Genomic DNA, 15978 nt, shown 5'->3' on the forward strand with positions numbered 1-15978 from the left:
GGCGCCCTCGGCGGGATCGGCCATCGTGGGTCCATGGACGAGATCCCGCCCGAGGTCCCCGGATACCGCCTGACCCGTCTGCTCGGGACCGGGTCGACGTCGAGCGTGTGGCGGGCCCGACGCGAGGCCGACGACGAGCTCGTCGCGGTCAAGGTGCTCCCCGGGGAGGCCCCGGACGAGCTCGTGCGCGAGTTCACCCTCCTCCAGCACGCCGCCGGGGAGCACGTCGTCACCCTCCACGAGACCCTTGCCCTCGACGGTGGTGACGGGCCGGCGACCGCGCTGGTGCTCGAGCTTTTCGCCGGGGGCAGCCTCGCCGAGGTGGTCGCCGCGCGCGGGCACCTGAGCCCGGGGGAGACGGTTACTGTCATCGCGCCCGCTGCCCAGGCGCTCACCGGTCTGCACGAGCTCGGGGTGGTCCACGGCGACCTCAGCCCCGGCAACCTCCTCCTCGACTCGACCGGCCGCCCTGCGCTCGCCGACCTCGGCTTCGCCCGGCTCACCGGCGAGCCGCCCGGCGACGTCCACGGCACCGACGGTTTCGTCGCGCCCGAGGTGCTCGACGGGGGCGAGCCCGATCGCGCCTCCGACGTCTACGCGCTGGCGTCGCTGGCGTGGCTGTGCCTCACCGGGTCACCCCCCGGTCATGTCGCCGAGCGTGGTGACCTGGCCTCCGTGGTCCCCGCCGCCGCGGCGCTCGTCGCAGCCGTCGAGGCGGGCCTGTCCAGCGACCCCGCAGCGCGACCGGAGGCCGACGGGATGGCGCTGGCCGTCTTCGACGCCGTGGCGGCCGAGCCGCTGCGGATGACCTCGACGGGCGACATCGCGAGCGGGCTGACCCGGCGCCTCCGCGAGGCGGCCACCGACGGCTCCGCAGCGGTCCCGGCCTGGCAGCGCGAGCTCGAGCAGGCCCGGCCGGAGGGACCTCGGCGACGGTGGTGGCAACGTCGGGAGCGCCGGCAGCGGGCGACGAAGGGGGAGGACCGCCCGACCTCCCGGGCCGGTCGCCACGCGGCACCCCGCCGAGCCGCTCCGCAGGATGCGGCGAGCCCTGTCCGCGACATCGCCCGTCAGGCCGCGGCCGGTCCGGCGGGGCGGTGGGTCGGGGCGGCCGTCACCGCAGCCCTGGCGCTGCTCCTGGCCGTGCTCGTGCCGTGGCAGCAGCTGGCCACCGCCGGAGGGGGCCGTGGGAGCAGCCCCACCGGGACGGCCGCCGAGCCTGCCGGTACCGGGTCGGTGGCCGCGGTGCTCACCGACCGCTCCGCGCCCCGGCGGTCCCCGGTCCGCCTCGCCCGTGAGCTGACCGCCCTTCGTCAGGCGGTGGTGGTCGATCGCGACGCCGACGCCCTGGAGCAGCTCGTCGAGCCGGACTCCCCGGAGGAGCGACGCGAGCGTGCGCTCCTGGAGCGACTGCGCAGCAGCGGCGAGCGCTACCACGGGGTCGAGCTGAGCGTCCGGTCCGCGCGGCTGGAGAGCACCTCGGGCTCGACCGCCGTCCTGCGCACGACGACCGACGAGAGCGCCTACGCCGTCGTGCGCGCGGACGGTCAGCGTGAGCAGCGCCCGGCGCGCCCCGGGCAGCAGGTCGACCTCGTCCTCTCCTGGGACGGCACGACGTGGCGCGTGCGGGAGGTGACCGAGGCGGGGTGAGCCCTAGTCCAGGAGGTGGTCGAGCGCGTCGTCGAGGTACGGGTGGGCGTGCTCGAAGCCGGTGCGGGCCAGCCGGTGGGGGAGCACCCGAGCGGACGCGAGCACGTCCCCGGCGAACTCGCCCAAGGCCAGGTACAGGGCCGCGCGCGGGGCCGGCAGCACGGCCGGTCGGTTCAACCGCCGACCGAGGGTCCGCGCGAGCACCCGCTGGCGGACCGGGTGCGGTGCGGTGAAGTTCACCGGCCCGGTGATCGACGGGTCCTCGATGAGGGTGGTGTAGGCCGCCACGGTGTCCGCGAGGGTGATCCACGGCATCCACTGGTTCCCCGAGCCGAGGGGACCTCCGAGTCCGAGACGACCCAGGCGCAGCATCGGGGTGAGGGCGCCGCCCCGCGTCGACAGGACGATCCCCGTGCGGGCGTGGGCGACCGGGATCCCCGCGTCGGTGGCGGGGATGGTCGCACCCTCCCAGTCCCGGACGACACCGGCGAGGAAGGTGTTGGCCCCGACCGAGTCCTCGGTGAGCACCTCGTCCCCGCGATCGCCGTAGATCCCGACCGCGGAGGCCGTGACCAGACGGGTCGGGCCGGCTCCCTCGGCGATGACCCGCGAGACGAGGTCGGTGCCGTTGACGCGTGATGCCCGGATCGTGGCCTTGTACTCGTCGGTCCAGCGGTGGTCACCCACGCCGGCACCGGCCAGGTGCACGACGGTGTCGACGTCGGCGAGGACCGAGGGATCCAGGGTTGCGGCGTCGGGGTCCCACGCGCGTTCGTGACCGGCGCCCGGCTCCCGGCGCACGAGGTGGACGACGTCGTGACCCCCTTCGCGCAGGGAGTGCGACAGCGCGCCGCCGATCAGGCCGGATGAACCGGTGATGGCGACGCGCTGTCGTGGTGAGGTCATCTCAGGCCTCGAAGTTGCCTTCTTCGAGGCGGGCCTTGATGGTCCCGAGGAACCTCGCGGCGTCCGCTCCGTCCACGACCCGGTGGTCGTAGGAGAGGGCCAGGTACATCATCGACCGGATCGCCAGGGTCTCCCCACCGTCCTCGGTCAGGCTGACGACCGGGCGGCGCACGATGGCACCGGTCCCGAGCATCCCGACCTGCGGCTGGTTGAGGATCGGGGTGTCGAAGAGCGCACCCCGGCTTCCGGTGTTGGTGATGGTGAAGGTCCCACCGGACAGGTCGTCCGGCGTGATCTTGTTCTTGCGCGTGCGGTCCGCGACATCCGAGATCGCCCGAGCGAGACCGGCGACGTTGAGGTCACCGGCGTTCTTGACGACCGGCGTGAGCAGGCCCTTCTCGGTGTCCACCGCGATGGAGAGGTTCTCCTCACCGTGGTAGACGATCTCGTCTCCCTCGACACTGGCGTTGACGCCCGGGTGCTCCTTGAGCGCCTCGGCCGTGGCCAGGGCGATGAAGGGCAGGAAGGAGAGCTTGGTGCCCTCACGCTGCTGGAACTCCGCCTTGGCGGCGTCGCGGACGCGGCCCACCTTGGTCATGTCGACCTCGACGACCGTCGTCAGCTGGGCCGACACCTGCAGCGACTCGACCATGCGCTCGGCGATGATCTTGCGCAGTCGGGTCATCTTCTCGCGGGTGCCGCGCTTGGACTTCGGGACATTCGACTCCAGGCCGGCGGGCACGGCCGCCGGTGCGGACGAGGCAGCCGGTGCCGCCGCCGGAGCGGCCGCGGGTGCGGACTCCTGCGGCTGGTTCTTCGCCTTGGCGGCGTCGAGGACGTCCTGCTTGCGGACGCGACCGCCGATGCCGGTGCCATCGACCTGCGCGAGGTCGATGTCGTTGTCCTTGGCCAGCTTGCGCACCAGCGGCGTGACGTAGGCGGCCGCGTCGGAGCTGCCGCTGCCGGCCGCCGGGGCGGTCTGCTTGGCGGGCGCGGAGCTCGAGGCGGGAGCCTCCTGCTTCGCGGGGGCCTGCTGCGTGGACTGCGCCTCGCGCTGCTTCTCGGTGCCCTCGGGCTCCTGGTCCGCGGCCTCGTCCGCGGTCACACCCGCGGTCTTCGGCTCGGGCTCGGACTCCGGCTCCGGGGTCGGCTCGACCGCAGTGTCCTCGGCGGGCTCCTCCTGGGCGGACTCCTCCTGGGCGGACTCCTTCGCGGCGGGAGCAGAGCCGCCACCGGAACCACCGACGATCGCGAGGTCGGCGCCGACCTCGACCGTCGAGTCCTCCTCGACGAGGATGGAGGTCAGGATGCCGGCGACGGGCGAGGGGATCTCGGTGTCGACCTTGTCGGTGGAGACCTCGAGCAACGGCTCGTCGACCTCGACCTCGTCACCCTCGGCCTTCAACCAGCGCGAGACGGTGCCTTCGGTGACGGACTCGCCGAGCGCGGGCATGGACACCGTGGTGCCCTCGCCGCCATCGCCACCGGAGGACGGCGCGGACTCGGCCGGGGCCTCCTCGGCGGGCTCCTTCGCAGGCTCCTCGGCGGGCTCCTCCTTCGCGGGCTCCTCCTTCGCGGGGGTCTCCTCCGCGGCCGGCTCCTCGGCGGGCTCCTCCTGCGAGTCGTCACCGGAGTCGGTGGACTCCGGGGCCTCGCCGTCGCCGATCACTGCGAGGTCGGCTCCGACCTCCACGGTGTCGTCCTCCTCGACGAGGATCTCCTGGACCGTGCCGGCCACCGGAGATGGGATCTCGGTGTCGACCTTGTCGGTGGAGACCTCGAGCAGAGGCTCATCCACTTCGACACTGTCACCGACGTTCTTGAGCCATCGCGTCACCGTTCCTTCGGTCACGGACTCACCCAGGGCCGGCATGGTCACCCGCTCAGACATGCGCCTCTGCTCCTTCTATCGAGATGGGACACGTCACAGACTCTCACGAGTCGTCGTGCTGATGCCCACGGGCCCGCCGTGCGTCTGCACGGTCGCGGGAGCCGTGCCAGGCCACGCGACATGAGGCTCCCTTCGGGGGTGGGACGTTGGCATCCAGCCTAGGCGTCGGCGGGCCGGATGGGCAGACGGGGGACGGTCACGCGTGGGCGTGCAGCGGCCGACCGGAGGCCAGCATCGCGGCCTCGCCGAGCGCTTCGCTCTGCGTGGGGTGGGCGTGGACGAAGGGGGTGATGTCCTCCGGGTGCGCCTCCCAGCCGACGACGAGCTGGGCCTCGCTGATCAGCTCGCTCGCACCGAGCCCGACGATGTGCACCCCCAGGACCGGGCCGTCCTTCTCGCGCACGAGCGTCACCGACCCGCTCGTGCCGCGGATGAGGCTGCGACCGTTGCCGCCCAACGGATAGGCGTGCGTCTCGACGTCGACGCCCGAGCTCTTCGCGGCCTCGCTCGAGAGACCGACGGAGGCGATCTCCGGGTCGCAGTAGGTGACCTTCGGGATGGTCAGGTCGTCCACGGGCGTGGGGTCGAGGCCGGCGATGTCCTCGGCCACGAAGATGCCGTGCGCGAAACCGCGGTGGGCCAGCTGGGGGCCGGGGACGAGGTCACCGACGGCGCGCACGCCCTCGACGTTCGTGCGCAGCCGCTCGTCGGTCGGGACGAAACCGCGGTCGGTGGCGACCCCGGCCTCCTCGAGGCCGATGCCCTCGCTGCGTGGACCGCGACCGACGGCCACGAGCACGAGGTCCACCTCCAGGCTGTCCCCGTCCTCGAGGTGGACGATCGCGCGATCCTCGTCGGTGTCGACGGAGGCGACCTTCGCTGAGGTGCGCGTGGTGATGCCCCGCTTCTTGAAGGCGCGGGTCAACTGCTGGGAGCTGGCTGCCTCCTCGCCGGCGACGAGCCGGTCGAGGGCCTCGATGATCGTCACCTCGGAGCCGAAGCTGCGCAGCATCGAGGCGAACTCGACGCCGATGACGCCGCCGCCGAGCACGGCCACCCGGCCGGGGATCTCGGCGAGGTCCATCGCCTGCTCGCTCGTCATGATCCGCGGGCCGACCTCGATGCCGGGGAGGGTGCGGGCGTAGGAGCCGGTGGCCACGACGACCGTGCGGCCGGTGACGGTGCGGGCACCGTCCGCCGTCTCGACGGAGACGGTCTGCGCGTCGACGAGCCGACCGCGGCCGGCGACGACCTCGATGTCGGCCTGCCCGACGAGCCCCGTCAGGCCCCGGTACAGCTGGGCGACGATCTTGTCCTTGCGCGCGTGCATCGCCTCGGTGTCGATGCCCTCGAAGGTGGTGCGCACGCCGTGCGCGGCACCCGCCCTGGCCCCGTCGGCGAGCTCGGCCGCGTGGAGCAGGGCCTTGGTCGGGATGCACCCGCGGTGCAGACAGGTGCCGCCGATCTCCGCCTCCTCGACGAGCGCGACCAACAGGCCGAGCTGCGCGGCGCGCAGGGCACAGGCGTACCCGCCGCTGCCGGCTCCGAGGATGACGAGGTCGAAGGGGGTCGAGGTCGCGGGGTCTGCCACGGGATGCTCCTTGTGTGCGCGGTGTGTCCGGGGTCACGGACGCTGCACAGCGTAGAGCCTTCGTGCCCACGCATGGGTTGTGGCCGCAACCATCGAGCGGTCGCGGCCACAACCCATGGGTCGGCGAGGGGGCGTCAGCCGAGGCCGGCGATGTGCTCCAGCAGGGTGCCGACGGCGACACCGGTGCCGCCCTTGGGAACGTGACCCCACGCGCTGCCCTCGTTGAAGGAGGGGCCCGCGATGTCGAGGTGCGCCCAGGGGATGTTCTCCCCCTTCGCGTCCTTGGCGAACTCCTGGAGGAACAGGCCCGCGGTCAGGGCACCACCCGTGCGGTCGCCCTTGTGTGCGATGTCGGCGACGGCCGAGTCGAGCCCGGAGCGCAGGTCCGCGGGCAGCGGCAGCGGCCAGCTCGGCTCGTCGGCGCGCTCGGACGCCGAGGTGATCGCCGTGCGCAGGTTCTCGTCATTGCCCATGACGCCGAAGATCTTCGGGCCGAGCGCGACGACGCACGCGCCGGTGAGCGTCGCGACGTCGAGGATCTCGTCGGGGCCGGACTCGGCGGCCAGGGCCATGCCGTCGGCGAGGACCATGCGCCCCTCGGCGTCGGTGTCGATGATCTCGACCGTCGTGCCGTTGCGCATGGTCACGACGTCACCGGGACGCTGGGCGTTGCCGCCGGGCATGTTCTCCGCGAGGCAGAGGTAGCCGGTGACGGCCACGGGCAGGCCGAGCTCGGCGGCGGCCACGACCGTCGCGGCGACGGAGGCCGCACCGGCCATGTCGGACTTCATCGTCAGCATCCCGGCGGCGGGCTTGATGCACACGCCGCCGGTGTCGAAGGTGATGCCCTTGCCGACGAGCGCGACGTGCGGGACCTTCCGTGAGCGGGGCGTGTAGGAGAGGGTGACGATCCGCGGCGGCCGGGTGCTGCCCTGGCCGACACCGACGATCCCCCCGAAGCCGCCCTCGGCGAGGGCCTTCTCGTCGAGGACCTTGACCGTGAGCTTGCCGGAGGAGGCCTTGGCCACCTGCTGGACCTGCTCGGTGAAGGACTGCGGGTAGAGCAGGTTCGGCGGGGTGTTGACCAGGTCGCGGGCCCAGCCGACGTGACGGGCGACGGTGGCCGCACGCTCGAGGACGTCGTGGGGGGAGGCCTTGCGGCCGAGGTCGGAGAAGACCGTGATCTCCCGGTCACCGGACTCGTCCGCCGCGGACTTGTGGGCGGTGAAGGTGTAGGCACCGCCCACCGCACCCTCGGCGATCGCGCCGAGGCGGACCTCGTCGGCGTGGGGGAGGGCCAGGGCGACCGAGCCGGTGCCGGCCGCGCGGACGGCGGCGCCGGCGGCACGACGAAGGGCGTCGGTGCTCCCGTCCCCCGCCTCGTCCGAGCCCAGGCCGACGAGCACGACCTTGTCGGCCTTGAGGCCGGGGACAGCAGGCAGGATCGCCGTGGCGGCGACCTTCGCGCTGACGTCGAGGGCCGGCAGGACCGCCTCGAGGTGCTTGGCGGTGGCCTTGGGCAGCGCAGCCGAGGCCTGCACACTCACCGTGTCGCCGGAGCCGACCACCCCCAGGACGAGTGATCGTCCGGACCAGGCGGAGTAGGAACGGGAGCCGAGGATCAACGAGGCCACGGGATGGGCACCTTTCGGTCGGGGTCGTGGTGGGTGTACCACCACGGAGGCTATCCCGGATGCTGACGCGGTAGCGTCTGGCGCATGACCGAGAACAACGCCCTGCGCACGTCCCCGATCCACGGTCGACACGTGGCACTGGAAGCGAAGATGGCCGACTTCGGCGGGTGGGAGATGCCGATCGAGTATCCCGGCGGGGGCGTCGTCGCGGAGCACACGGCGGTGCGTGAGCGGGTGGGCCTGTTCGATGTCAGCCACCTCGGCAAGGCGCAGATCACCGGGGTGGGTGCGGCCGAGCTGATCAACACGACGCTGACCAACGACCTCGGGCGGATCAGCCCCGGCAAGGCCCAGTACACGTTGTGCTGCAACGAGTCCGGCGGCGTCATCGACGACCTGATCGTCTACCTGCGCGACGAGCAGGACGTCTTCATCATGCCCAACGCGGCCAATGCCACGACGGTCGTGCAGATGCTCGCCGACGCCGCTCCCGAGGGTGTCGAGGTGGTCAACCAGCACGAGGACTTCGTCGTCCTCGCGGTGCAGGGGCCACGCAGCGACGAGGTGCTCACCTCGCTCGGGCTGCCCGTCGACCACGACTACATGTCCTACGACACCGCCCAGTGGCGTGGTCACGAGCTGACCGTCTGCCGCACCGGCTACACCGGCGAGCGGGGGTACGAGCTCGTCGCCCCGTCCGCCGCGGGTCTGGAGCTGTGGGACGCGATCGTCGACGCGATGGCTCCCTTCGACGGGCTGCCCTGCGGCCTGGGTGCGCGCGACACCCTGCGCACCGAGATGGGCTACCCGTTGCACGGCAACGACCTCTCGCCGGAGATCACCCCGGTCATGGGCCGCTCCGCCTGGGCCGTCGGGTGGGACAAGGAGACCTTCTGGGGCAAGGACGCGCTCGTGGCCCAACGGGTCGCCAAGTCCGCGCGGCTCCTGCGCGGCCTGCTCGTGACCGGGCGCGGCATCCCGCGCAGCGGGTGCGTCGTCAAGGACGGCGAGGGGAACGAGGTCGGCGAGGTGACGTCCGGCACCTTCAGCCCCACCCTCAAGCAGGGGATCGCCCTGGCGCTCATCGAGCGATCAGTCACGATCGACGACGAGGTCGTCATCGACGTGCGCGGCCGCGAGGTCGCCGCGACGGTCGTCAAGCCCCCGTTCGTCGAGGTGCAGGTGAGGACGTCATGAGCGAGTCCTACCGCTGGCGGTTCGAGGACTCCTCGGGCCGACCCCGGGCCGCCGGCCCGGAGCACTCGGTGCCCTTCCCGACCCAGGGCGACGCCGAGGCGTGGTTCGCGGAGTCCTGGGAGGACCTGGCCGATGCCGGTGTCGAGCAGGTCAGCCTGCTGCACGAGGCCGAGGTCGTCTACGGCCCGATGTCCCTCTCCGCGGGCTGAGTCAGACCTTCGCGCCGCGCTCGACCTGGGGCTTGGGCATCCGGGTGCGGCGCATCTGGAAGGCGCGCATCGCCTGGTACATCCCCAGCCCGCGCAGGTTGGTGTCCTCACCGAAGCGCGCGAGCAGTTGCGGCTTGGTCCGGCGCCACAGCAGGAAGGAGTCGAGGACCGCGAGCAGGATGAGCACGTAGACCCCGAGGAAGACGTACGTCGCCCACGTCCCCGCGAAGAGGCTCAGGACGAGCACGGCGACCATCAGCGGCAGCAGCAGCTCGCCGAGGTTGCGCCGGACGTCGACGCTGTCGCGCACGAAACGCCGCACCGGGCCCTTGTCGCGGGGCGGCAGGTACTTGTCGTCGCCGGTGACCATGGCCATGCGCATCTTGCGCGAGCTCTCCCGACGGGCCTCGCGGTCGGAGTTCTTCGCCTTCTTGCGGTCGGTCTGCACCAGCGGCCGCTTGCGGGCGGCCTCCTGGTCGCGCCGCTTCGGGGTCGGTCGGTTCTTCGCACCCTCGCGCTCGGGGTGCGGACCTCCCGGCCTGGTCGCGGCGGTCTTGGCGTCATCCTTCTTGCGTCCGAACACGAGGAGCACTCTAGGCGCACCCACCGCGGCTGCTGACCGCGGCCGTCCGCGATAGCGTCGCGGGCGTGACCGACACCACTCTGACAGCAGACCAGATCGAGTCCCTGCGCGGCCGCGTGCGCGACCTCATGCCGCAGGTGCGCACCGACCTCGAGGACCTCACCCGGATCCCGAGCGTCAGCCTCGATTCCTTCGACCAGGCCCGGGTGCAGGAGTCCGCCGAGCGCACGGCCGAGCTGTTGCGCGCCGAGGGACTCGCCGTCGAGATCGTCAGCGAAGGGGGGCGCCCGGCCGTCATCGGCCACGTCGACGGACCCGAGGGCGCACCGACCGTCCTGCTCTACGCGCACCACGACGTGCAGCCCCCCGGCGATCGGACGGACTGGGACACCGACCCCTTCGAGCCGACCGAGAAGGACGGGCGCCTCTACGGCCGCGGCGCCGCCGACGACAAGGCCGGCGTGATGGCGCACGTCGCCGCCCTTCGGGCCCACTCGGGAGAGCTTCCCGTCGGCGTCACCGTCTTCGTCGAGGGGGAGGAGGAGATCGCCAGCGAGTCGCTGCCGCGGATCCTGCAGCGCCACGGCGACAAGCTCACCTCCGACGCGATCGTCCTCGCCGACTCCCTCAACTGGGCCATCGGCACGCCCGCGCTGACGACGACCCTGCGCGGCTCCCTTCGCGCCGTCGTCACCGTGCGCACCCTCGACCACGGGGTGCACTCGGGGATGTTCGGCGGGGCCTGCCCCGACGCCATCACCACCCTGTGCCGACTGCTCGCCACCCTCCACGACGACCAGGGTGACGTCGCCATCGAGGGACTCGTCGCCACCGATGCGCCGGAGGTCGACTACGACGAGGCCCGGCTGCGCGAGGAGTCCGGTCTGCTCGAGGGCACCGAGCTCATCGGCACCGGCTCCATCCCGTCCCGCCTGTGGACCAAGCCGGCCGCCGTCGTCATCGGCATCGACGCCCCGAGCGTGGGTGAGGCCGGGAACGTCCTCAATGCCTCCGCGAGCGCCAAGATCAACCTGCGCCTCAATCCCAGCCAGGACCCGCAGGAGGCGTGGACCGCGCTGCAGAAGCACCTGCAGGAGCACGCCCCGTGGGGTGCGGGCGTCGAGGTCGAGCTCGACGAGACCGGGTGGGGCTTCGCCGCCGACGCGACGGGCCCGGTCTACGACCAGGCCCGTGCCGCCTTCGCCGACGCCTGGGGCACCCAGCCGGTCGACGTCGGCATCGGCGGGTCGATCCCCTTCGTCCAGGCCTTCGCGGAGAAGTTCCCCGACGCGGCGATCCTCGTCACCGGCGTCGAGGACCCCGACACCCGCGCCCACGGCGCCAACGAGTCGCTGCACCTGGGCGAGTTCGAGAAGGTCTGCGTCGCCGAGGCGCTGCTGCTCGCGCGCCTGGGCGCGATGCCGCGGGCCTGATCCCCCTCCGGGTCGATGTATCCGGGTGGGTCTCGACTCACCTGGGGACATCGACTCGGAGAGACTGGGCTCATGGTCACGATCACCGCCGTCCACGGGGACATCACCACCCAGAAGGTCGACGCCGTCGTCAATGCCGCCAACCGCGCGATGCGCGGCGGTGGGGGCGTGGACGGAGCGATCCACCGGGCCGGTGGGCCGGCGGTGCTGGAGGACTGCATCGCCAGGTTCCCCGACGGGCTGCCCACGGGCGACGCCGGGTGGACCGTGGCCGGCGACCTCCCCGCCACGTGGGTGATCCACACCGTCGGACCCAACTTCACGGCGGGGGAGCGGGACCGCTCCCTGCTCACCTCCTGCTACCGGCGCTCGTTGGAGGTCGCCGACGAGCTCGGCGCCCGGACCGTCGCCGTCCCCCTCATCAGCGCTGGCGTCTACGGCTGGCCCAAGGACGACGCGATCACGGCCGCGATCGAGACGATCCGCGCCGCGGACACGGCCGTCGACCAGGTGCGGCTCGTGGCCTTCGACGAGGCGACCTTCGAGCAGGTCGCGGGCGCGCTGGAGTAGCCGGGTACCCCCTTCGCCGAAGGGTGTGTCGGACTGCAGTTGGGGGCGGGCCCACCGAGGATCCGGGGCCGGCGCGACTCCGACGGAGCGAACTGCAGTCCGACACGCGTGCATTTACTGCAAGTTTCAACTACTGTGGTTGGCATGACACAGGGCAGCTACGTCGAGAAGGAATTCACCCGCGACACGACCTACATCGGGGACCGGATCACCTCGGACGGGTCCGGGGAGTGGGCGGTCGAGCCCGGGCGCTACCGCCTCGTCGCCGCGCGGGCGTGCCCGTGGGCCAACCGGACGATCATCGTGCGGCGGCTCCTCGGGCTCGAGGACGTCATCTCGATCGGCATCACCGGGCCCACCCACGACGCCGACTCCTGGACCTTCGACCTCGACGAGGGCGGGCTCGACCCGGTGCTGGGCATCCCGCGCATCAAGGACGCCTACCTCAAGCGCTTCCCGGACTACCCGAAGGGCATCACCGTCCCCGCGATCGTCGACGTCCCCTCCGGTGAGGTCGTGACGAACGACTTCCCGCAGATCACCCTCGACTTCTCCACGCAGTGGCGCGAGTTCCACCGCGAGGGCGCCCCGGACCTGTGGCCCGAGCACCTGCGCGAGGAGATGGAGGCGGTCAACAAGCGGGTGTACACCGAGATCAACAACGGGGTCTACCGCTGCGGCTTCTCCGGCGACCAGGCCGCGTACGAGCAGGCCTACGAGCGGCTCTTCACCGCGTTGGACTGGCTCGAGGAGCGCCTGGCGACCCGGCGCTACCTCATGGGCGAGCACATCACCGAGGCCGATGTGCGCCTCTTCACGACCCTCGCGCGCTTCGACGCCGTCTACCACGGCCACTTCAAGGCCAACCGGTCCAAGCTCTCCGAGATGCCGGTGCTGTGGGCCTATGCCCGCGACCTCTTCACGACCGCCGGCTTCGGCGACACCACCGACTTCACGCACATCAAGAGCCACTACTACGAGGTCCACCGCGACATCAATCCCACCGGGATCGTCCCGGCGGGCCCGGACTACGCCAACTGGCTCGAGCCGCACGGTCGCGAGGCCCTCGGCGGATCCCCCTTCGGTGCCGGCACCGCTCCGAGCGCCCCGAGCGAAGAGGAGCGCGTCCCCACCGCGCACAACCCCCTGCTCGACGGGACCGGGATGGTCCGCTCCGCCTGACTCCTGCGGTCCGCCGTCGGCGACAGGAGCCTCACTCGGTGAGGCGTGCGCGCACGAGGTCCGCTCCCGGACCCGTGATCCGGTCCAGGTAGGCCGGTCGGCCGGACATCACCATGGCGAGCGCCTCGGCGCTGCCGGTGACGGTCCTCCCTTCGCCGTACGACCACGCCGTGTCCTCGGCCTGCCAGGTCACGCCGTGGAGCAGGCCGGGGACCGGGACGAAGGACTCGGTGCCGCGGGGGGAGACGATGATCCCCAGCGCCGCGCGCCAGTGCTCCGTGGGGACGGTGACGTCGAGCCCCTGCGGGTCGGCGAGGTCGCGCAGGTGGATGCACGTGTCGGTGAAGGGTCCGGCGACACCGATGTACATCGGCGTCGCCCGCGCATCGGCCAGCTCCCGCAGCTGGGCGCTCACCTCACCCAGCGGGCGGTCGGAGAGACGGCGGGCATGCACGTCGCAGGCCTTCGCCATGGACCGCACCCGGGCAGCCGTGAGCAGGAAGCGCCAGGAGGGCACGAGGATCGGCTGGAGGAGGTGCCCGGTAAGGGTGCGCACGTCCCACGTCTCGCACAGGGTCGCGTCGCCGGCATGCGTCTCGCCGAGCGCGTCGACGGTGTCGGCGAACAGGCGCCGGTTGTCGGTGGTCCAGGTCAGCAGCTGCTCGTCCACGGGACCAGCCTGCCAGCCACGCCTCAGTCCTTGGAGGTCTCGCCCGGCAGCGCGAGCATGCGGTCCAGTGCCGTGCGCGCCTGCTCGGCCACGGTCGGGTCGACGACGATCGGGTTGACCACCCGTCCCTCGACGAGCGACTCCAGCGCCCAGACGAGGTGCGGCAGGTCGATGCGGTTCATCGTCGAGCAGTAGCAGACGTTCTTCTCCAGGAAGCTGATCTGCTGCTCCGGGAACTGCTGCGCCAGCCGCTGCACGAGGTTGAGCTCGGTGCCGACGACCCACTTCGTGCCGGCCGGGGCAGCGGCGACGGCCTGGATGATCTTCTCGGTCGAGCCGACCTCGTCGGCGAGCTCGACGACCTCGTGGCGGCACTCCGGGTGGACGATGACGCGGACGCCGGGGATCTCGCGTCGCGCCGTCTCCACGGCATCGACGCTGAAGCGGCCGTGGACCGAGCAGTGCCCGCGCCACAGGATCATCCGGGCGTCGCGGATCTGCTCGGGCGTCAGCCCACCCCGGGGCTGGTGGGGGTCCCACACGACGCAGTCGTCGAGATCACCGTCGAGGTCGCGCGCCCAGGTGTTGCGCCCCAGGTGCTGATCGGGCAGGAAGAGCACCGTGCCCCCGCCGTCGACACCGCCGGTCTGGCCGAAGGCCCAGGTCAGCGCGCTGCGGGCATTGGAGCTGGTGCAGATCGTCCCGCCGTGGCGGCCGGTGAAGGCCTTGATCGCCGCAGACGAGTTCATGTACGTCACCGGGACCGTCGACTCCGCGATGCCGGTCTCGACGAGGTCGTCCCAGCAGTCCTCGACCTGGTGCAGCGCGGCCATGTCGGCCATCGAGCAGCCTGCGGCCAGGTCGGGCAGGACGACGGTCTGCTCGTCCGTGGTGAGGATGTCCGCGGACTCGGCCATGAAGTGCACGCCGCAGAAGACGATCCACGGGGCGTCCGGGCGGGCCGCGGCCTCCTTGGCGAGCTTGAAGGAGTCACCGGTGGTGTCGGCGAACTCGATGACCTCGTCGCGCTGGTAGTGGTGACCGAGGACGAAGACCCGGTCCCCGAGGGCCTCCTTCGCCGCGCGGGCGCGCTCCACGAGACCGGGGTCGGAGGGCGCCGGCAGGTCGCCGGGACACTCCACGCCCCGCTCCGAGTGCGCGTCCGTGCCCTGTCCGAGGACGAGCAGCGAGAGGGGCTTCGACGAGGACGGCATCGTGGTGCTCACGGCAGGCATGTTTGCACAACGTCGCCGCTGCCCTCGGTAGAGTCCACGCGTGCACGTGCTCATTGCCCCGGACTGCTTCACCGGCACCCTCACCGCGACCCAGGCGGCGGAGGCGATCGCGGCCGGGTGGCGCCGCAACGCCCCGGACGATCTGCTGACCCTCGTCCCGCTCAGCGACGGGGGCCCAGGATTCATCGACGTGCTCACCACGTCGCGGCCCGGCGACTCCTCGGTCGTCACCGTCACCGGACCGCGCGGCGGCAGCGTGCCGGCGGCCCTGCACATCACCACGGACGAAGGGGGCCGACGCACCGCCTGGGTGGAGTCGGCGCAGGCGATCGGCCTGCACCTCCTCGATGCGACCGAGCGTGATCCCGGGGTGACGACCACCTGGGGGCTGGGCGAGCTGCTCGCGGCGGCCCTCGACGAAGGGGTCGACCGGATCGTCGTCGGCCTCGGCGGGTCGGGGACCAACGATGCGGGCGCCGGGATGCTCGCCGCCCTCGGCGCCGGGCCGCGTGACGTCCTCGGCGGTGGGGGAGCCGGTCTCATCGCCACGCGGGAGGGCGACCTCGCCGGGCTCGCCGCGACGAGGGAGCGCTTTGCCGGGGTGGAGATCGTCGCGGCCACCGACGTCTCGTCCCCCCTCCTGGGGCTGCAGGGGGCCAGCGCCGTCTTCTCCGAGCAGAAGGGGGCCGACCCGGAGCAGGCGCAGGTCCTCGAGGGGGCCCTCGGACACTTCGCCGAGCAGGTGCGACGGGCCCTGCCACCGGGCACCGACCTGCTCACCGGGCGCGAGCGCCGACTCGACCGGGAGCCGGGGACCGGCGCCGCCGGGGGAGTCGGGTACGCGCTGATGCTCCTCGGCGCCCGCCGCACCAGCGGCGTCGAGACCGTCCTCGAGGCCGTCGGCCTCGCCGCGCTCGTCGCGGCGGCCGACGTCGTCATCACGGGGGAGGGACGCCTCGACTGGCAGAGCCTGCAGGGCAAGGTCGTCGCGGGTGTCGCCGAGCTCGCCGCCACGCACGCCACCCCCGCCGTCGCGCTCGCCGGGCAGGTCCTCATCGGTCGCCGCGAGGCGATGGCGCTCGGTCTGAGCGGCACCTACGCCGTCGTCGAGAAGCACCAGGGGGTGGAGGCCGCCATGGCCGACCCCGTCGGGACGCTCACCGCCCGGGCGGCCCGGGTCGCCACGACGTGGTCACCCCGACGGTGACCCCGGGGTCGAAGGCGTAG

Annotated in this window: 14 protein-coding genes; 7 read left to right on the top strand and 7 right to left on the bottom strand. The window is 72.3% G+C overall.

Annotation, left to right across the window (positions count from 1 at the left end; genetic code table 11):
- Positions 1–33 precede the first annotated feature (33 nt).
- On the top strand, positions 34–1650 hold the full coding sequence (locus tag ACR9E9_RS09790) for a serine/threonine-protein kinase (protein ID WP_435198296.1): 1617 nt from the start codon (positions 34–36) through the stop codon (positions 1648–1650).
- 3 nt (positions 1651–1653) lie between these two features.
- Here the strand turns inward: ACR9E9_RS09790 and ACR9E9_RS09795 are convergent, their stop codons facing one another.
- From ACR9E9_RS09795 to ACR9E9_RS09810, 4 genes are all read right to left on the bottom strand, one after another.
- Positions 1654–2556, bottom strand: a complete 903-nt coding sequence (locus tag ACR9E9_RS09795) for a TIGR01777 family oxidoreductase (protein WP_435198297.1) — start codon at positions 2554–2556, stop codon at positions 1654–1656.
- Position 2557: 1 nt separating this feature from the next.
- Positions 2558–4447, bottom strand: a complete 1890-nt coding sequence (sucB, locus tag ACR9E9_RS09800; RefSeq protein ID WP_435198298.1) for a 2-oxoglutarate dehydrogenase, E2 component, dihydrolipoamide succinyltransferase — start codon at positions 4445–4447, stop codon at positions 2558–2560.
- 196 nt (positions 4448–4643) lie between these two features.
- On the bottom strand, positions 4644–6038 hold the full coding sequence (gene lpdA / locus ACR9E9_RS09805; protein ID WP_435198299.1) for a dihydrolipoyl dehydrogenase: 1395 nt from the start codon (positions 6036–6038) through the stop codon (positions 4644–4646).
- A gap of 134 nt (positions 6039–6172) precedes the next feature.
- Positions 6173–7672 carry a leucyl aminopeptidase gene (locus ACR9E9_RS09810; protein WP_435198300.1) on the bottom strand — a complete coding sequence of 500 codons (1500 nt, stop codon included), beginning with the start codon at positions 7670–7672 and terminating at the stop codon, positions 6173–6175.
- A gap of 84 nt (positions 7673–7756) precedes the next feature.
- Between ACR9E9_RS09810 and gcvT the strand changes: the two genes are divergently transcribed.
- Positions 7757–8869, top strand: a complete 1113-nt coding sequence (gene gcvT / locus ACR9E9_RS09815) for a glycine cleavage system aminomethyltransferase GcvT (RefSeq protein WP_435198301.1) — start codon at positions 7757–7759, stop codon at positions 8867–8869.
- On the top strand, positions 8866–9078 hold the full coding sequence (locus tag ACR9E9_RS09820; RefSeq protein ID WP_435198302.1) for a hypothetical protein: 213 nt from the start codon (positions 8866–8868) through the stop codon (positions 9076–9078). The genes gcvT and ACR9E9_RS09820 overlap by 4 nt, the downstream gene beginning before the upstream one ends.
- Position 9079: 1 nt before the next feature.
- Here ACR9E9_RS09820 and ACR9E9_RS09825 read toward each other — a convergent pair whose 3' ends face one another.
- Positions 9080–9661: a DUF3043 domain-containing protein gene (locus ACR9E9_RS09825; RefSeq protein ID WP_435198303.1), complete on the bottom strand. Its 582-nt coding sequence runs from the start codon at positions 9659–9661 to the stop codon at positions 9080–9082.
- A 65-nt stretch (positions 9662–9726) separates the two neighbouring features.
- On the opposite strand from ACR9E9_RS09825, the gene ACR9E9_RS09830 reads away from it, so the two are divergent.
- The 3 genes from ACR9E9_RS09830 to ACR9E9_RS09840 all read left to right on the top strand — a co-directional run bounded on the left by ACR9E9_RS09830 (position 9727) and on the right by ACR9E9_RS09840 (position 12846).
- Positions 9727–11094, top strand: coding sequence for a dipeptidase (locus ACR9E9_RS09830; protein ID WP_435198304.1), 1368 nt, complete (start codon positions 9727–9729; stop codon positions 11092–11094).
- A gap of 72 nt (positions 11095–11166) precedes the next feature.
- Positions 11167–11664, top strand: a complete 498-nt coding sequence (locus tag ACR9E9_RS09835) for an O-acetyl-ADP-ribose deacetylase (protein WP_435198305.1) — start codon at positions 11167–11169, stop codon at positions 11662–11664.
- A gap of 144 nt (positions 11665–11808) precedes the next feature.
- Entirely contained in the window at positions 11809–12846 is a 1038-nt protein-coding gene (locus ACR9E9_RS09840) for a glutathione S-transferase family protein (protein WP_435198306.1), read from the top strand.
- Positions 12847–12877: 31 nt separating this feature from the next.
- Here the strand turns inward: ACR9E9_RS09840 and ACR9E9_RS09845 are convergent, their stop codons facing one another.
- Together ACR9E9_RS09845 and nadA are read right to left on the bottom strand one after the other, a co-directional pair.
- Complete coding sequence (locus ACR9E9_RS09845) at positions 12878–13516, bottom strand: maleylpyruvate isomerase family mycothiol-dependent enzyme (protein ID WP_435198307.1); 639 nt, start codon at positions 13514–13516, stop codon at positions 12878–12880.
- Positions 13517–13539: 23 nt separating this feature from the next.
- A complete protein-coding gene (gene nadA, locus ACR9E9_RS09850) occupies positions 13540–14751 on the bottom strand; it encodes a quinolinate synthase NadA (protein ID WP_435198308.1) in 1212 nt (403 codons plus the stop codon).
- 40 nt (positions 14752–14791) lie between these two features.
- Here nadA and ACR9E9_RS09855 point away from each other — a divergent pair, with 40 nt between their 5' ends.
- The gene (locus ACR9E9_RS09855) at positions 14792–15958 is read left to right on the top strand and encodes a glycerate kinase family protein (protein ID WP_435198309.1); all 1167 of its coding nucleotides are present in this window, start codon (positions 14792–14794) and stop codon (positions 15956–15958) included.
- Positions 15959–15978 lie beyond the last annotated feature (20 nt).

The sequence above is a fragment of the Janibacter sp. GS2 genome, from assembly GCF_051200835.1.
Lineage (GTDB): Bacteria > Actinomycetota > Actinomycetes > Actinomycetales > Dermatophilaceae > Janibacter.

What these genes read in the sequence shown, in the direction of transcription:
- gcvT (WP_435198301.1), top strand. Translation starts at nt 7,757, where the DNA reads ATGACCGAGAACAACGCCCTGCGCACGTCCCCGATCCACGGTCGACAC.
- ACR9E9_RS09790 (WP_435198296.1), top strand. Translation starts at nt 34, where the DNA reads ATGGACGAGATCCCGCCCGAGGTCCCCGGATACCGCCTGACCCGTCTG.
- ACR9E9_RS09835 (WP_435198305.1), top strand. Translation starts at nt 11,167, where the DNA reads ATGGTCACGATCACCGCCGTCCACGGGGACATCACCACCCAGAAGGTC.
- sucB (WP_435198298.1), bottom strand. Translation starts at nt 4,447, where the DNA reads ATGTCTGAGCGGGTGACCATGCCGGCCCTGGGTGAGTCCGTGACCGAA.
- ACR9E9_RS09795 (WP_435198297.1), bottom strand. Translation starts at nt 2,556, where the DNA reads ATGACCTCACCACGACAGCGCGTCGCCATCACCGGTTCATCCGGCCTG.
- nadA (WP_435198308.1), bottom strand. Translation starts at nt 14,751, where the DNA reads ATGCCTGCCGTGAGCACCACGATGCCGTCCTCGTCGAAGCCCCTCTCG.
- ACR9E9_RS09840 (WP_435198306.1), top strand. Translation starts at nt 11,809, where the DNA reads ATGACACAGGGCAGCTACGTCGAGAAGGAATTCACCCGCGACACGACC.
- ACR9E9_RS09820 (WP_435198302.1), top strand. Translation starts at nt 8,866, where the DNA reads ATGAGCGAGTCCTACCGCTGGCGGTTCGAGGACTCCTCGGGCCGACCC.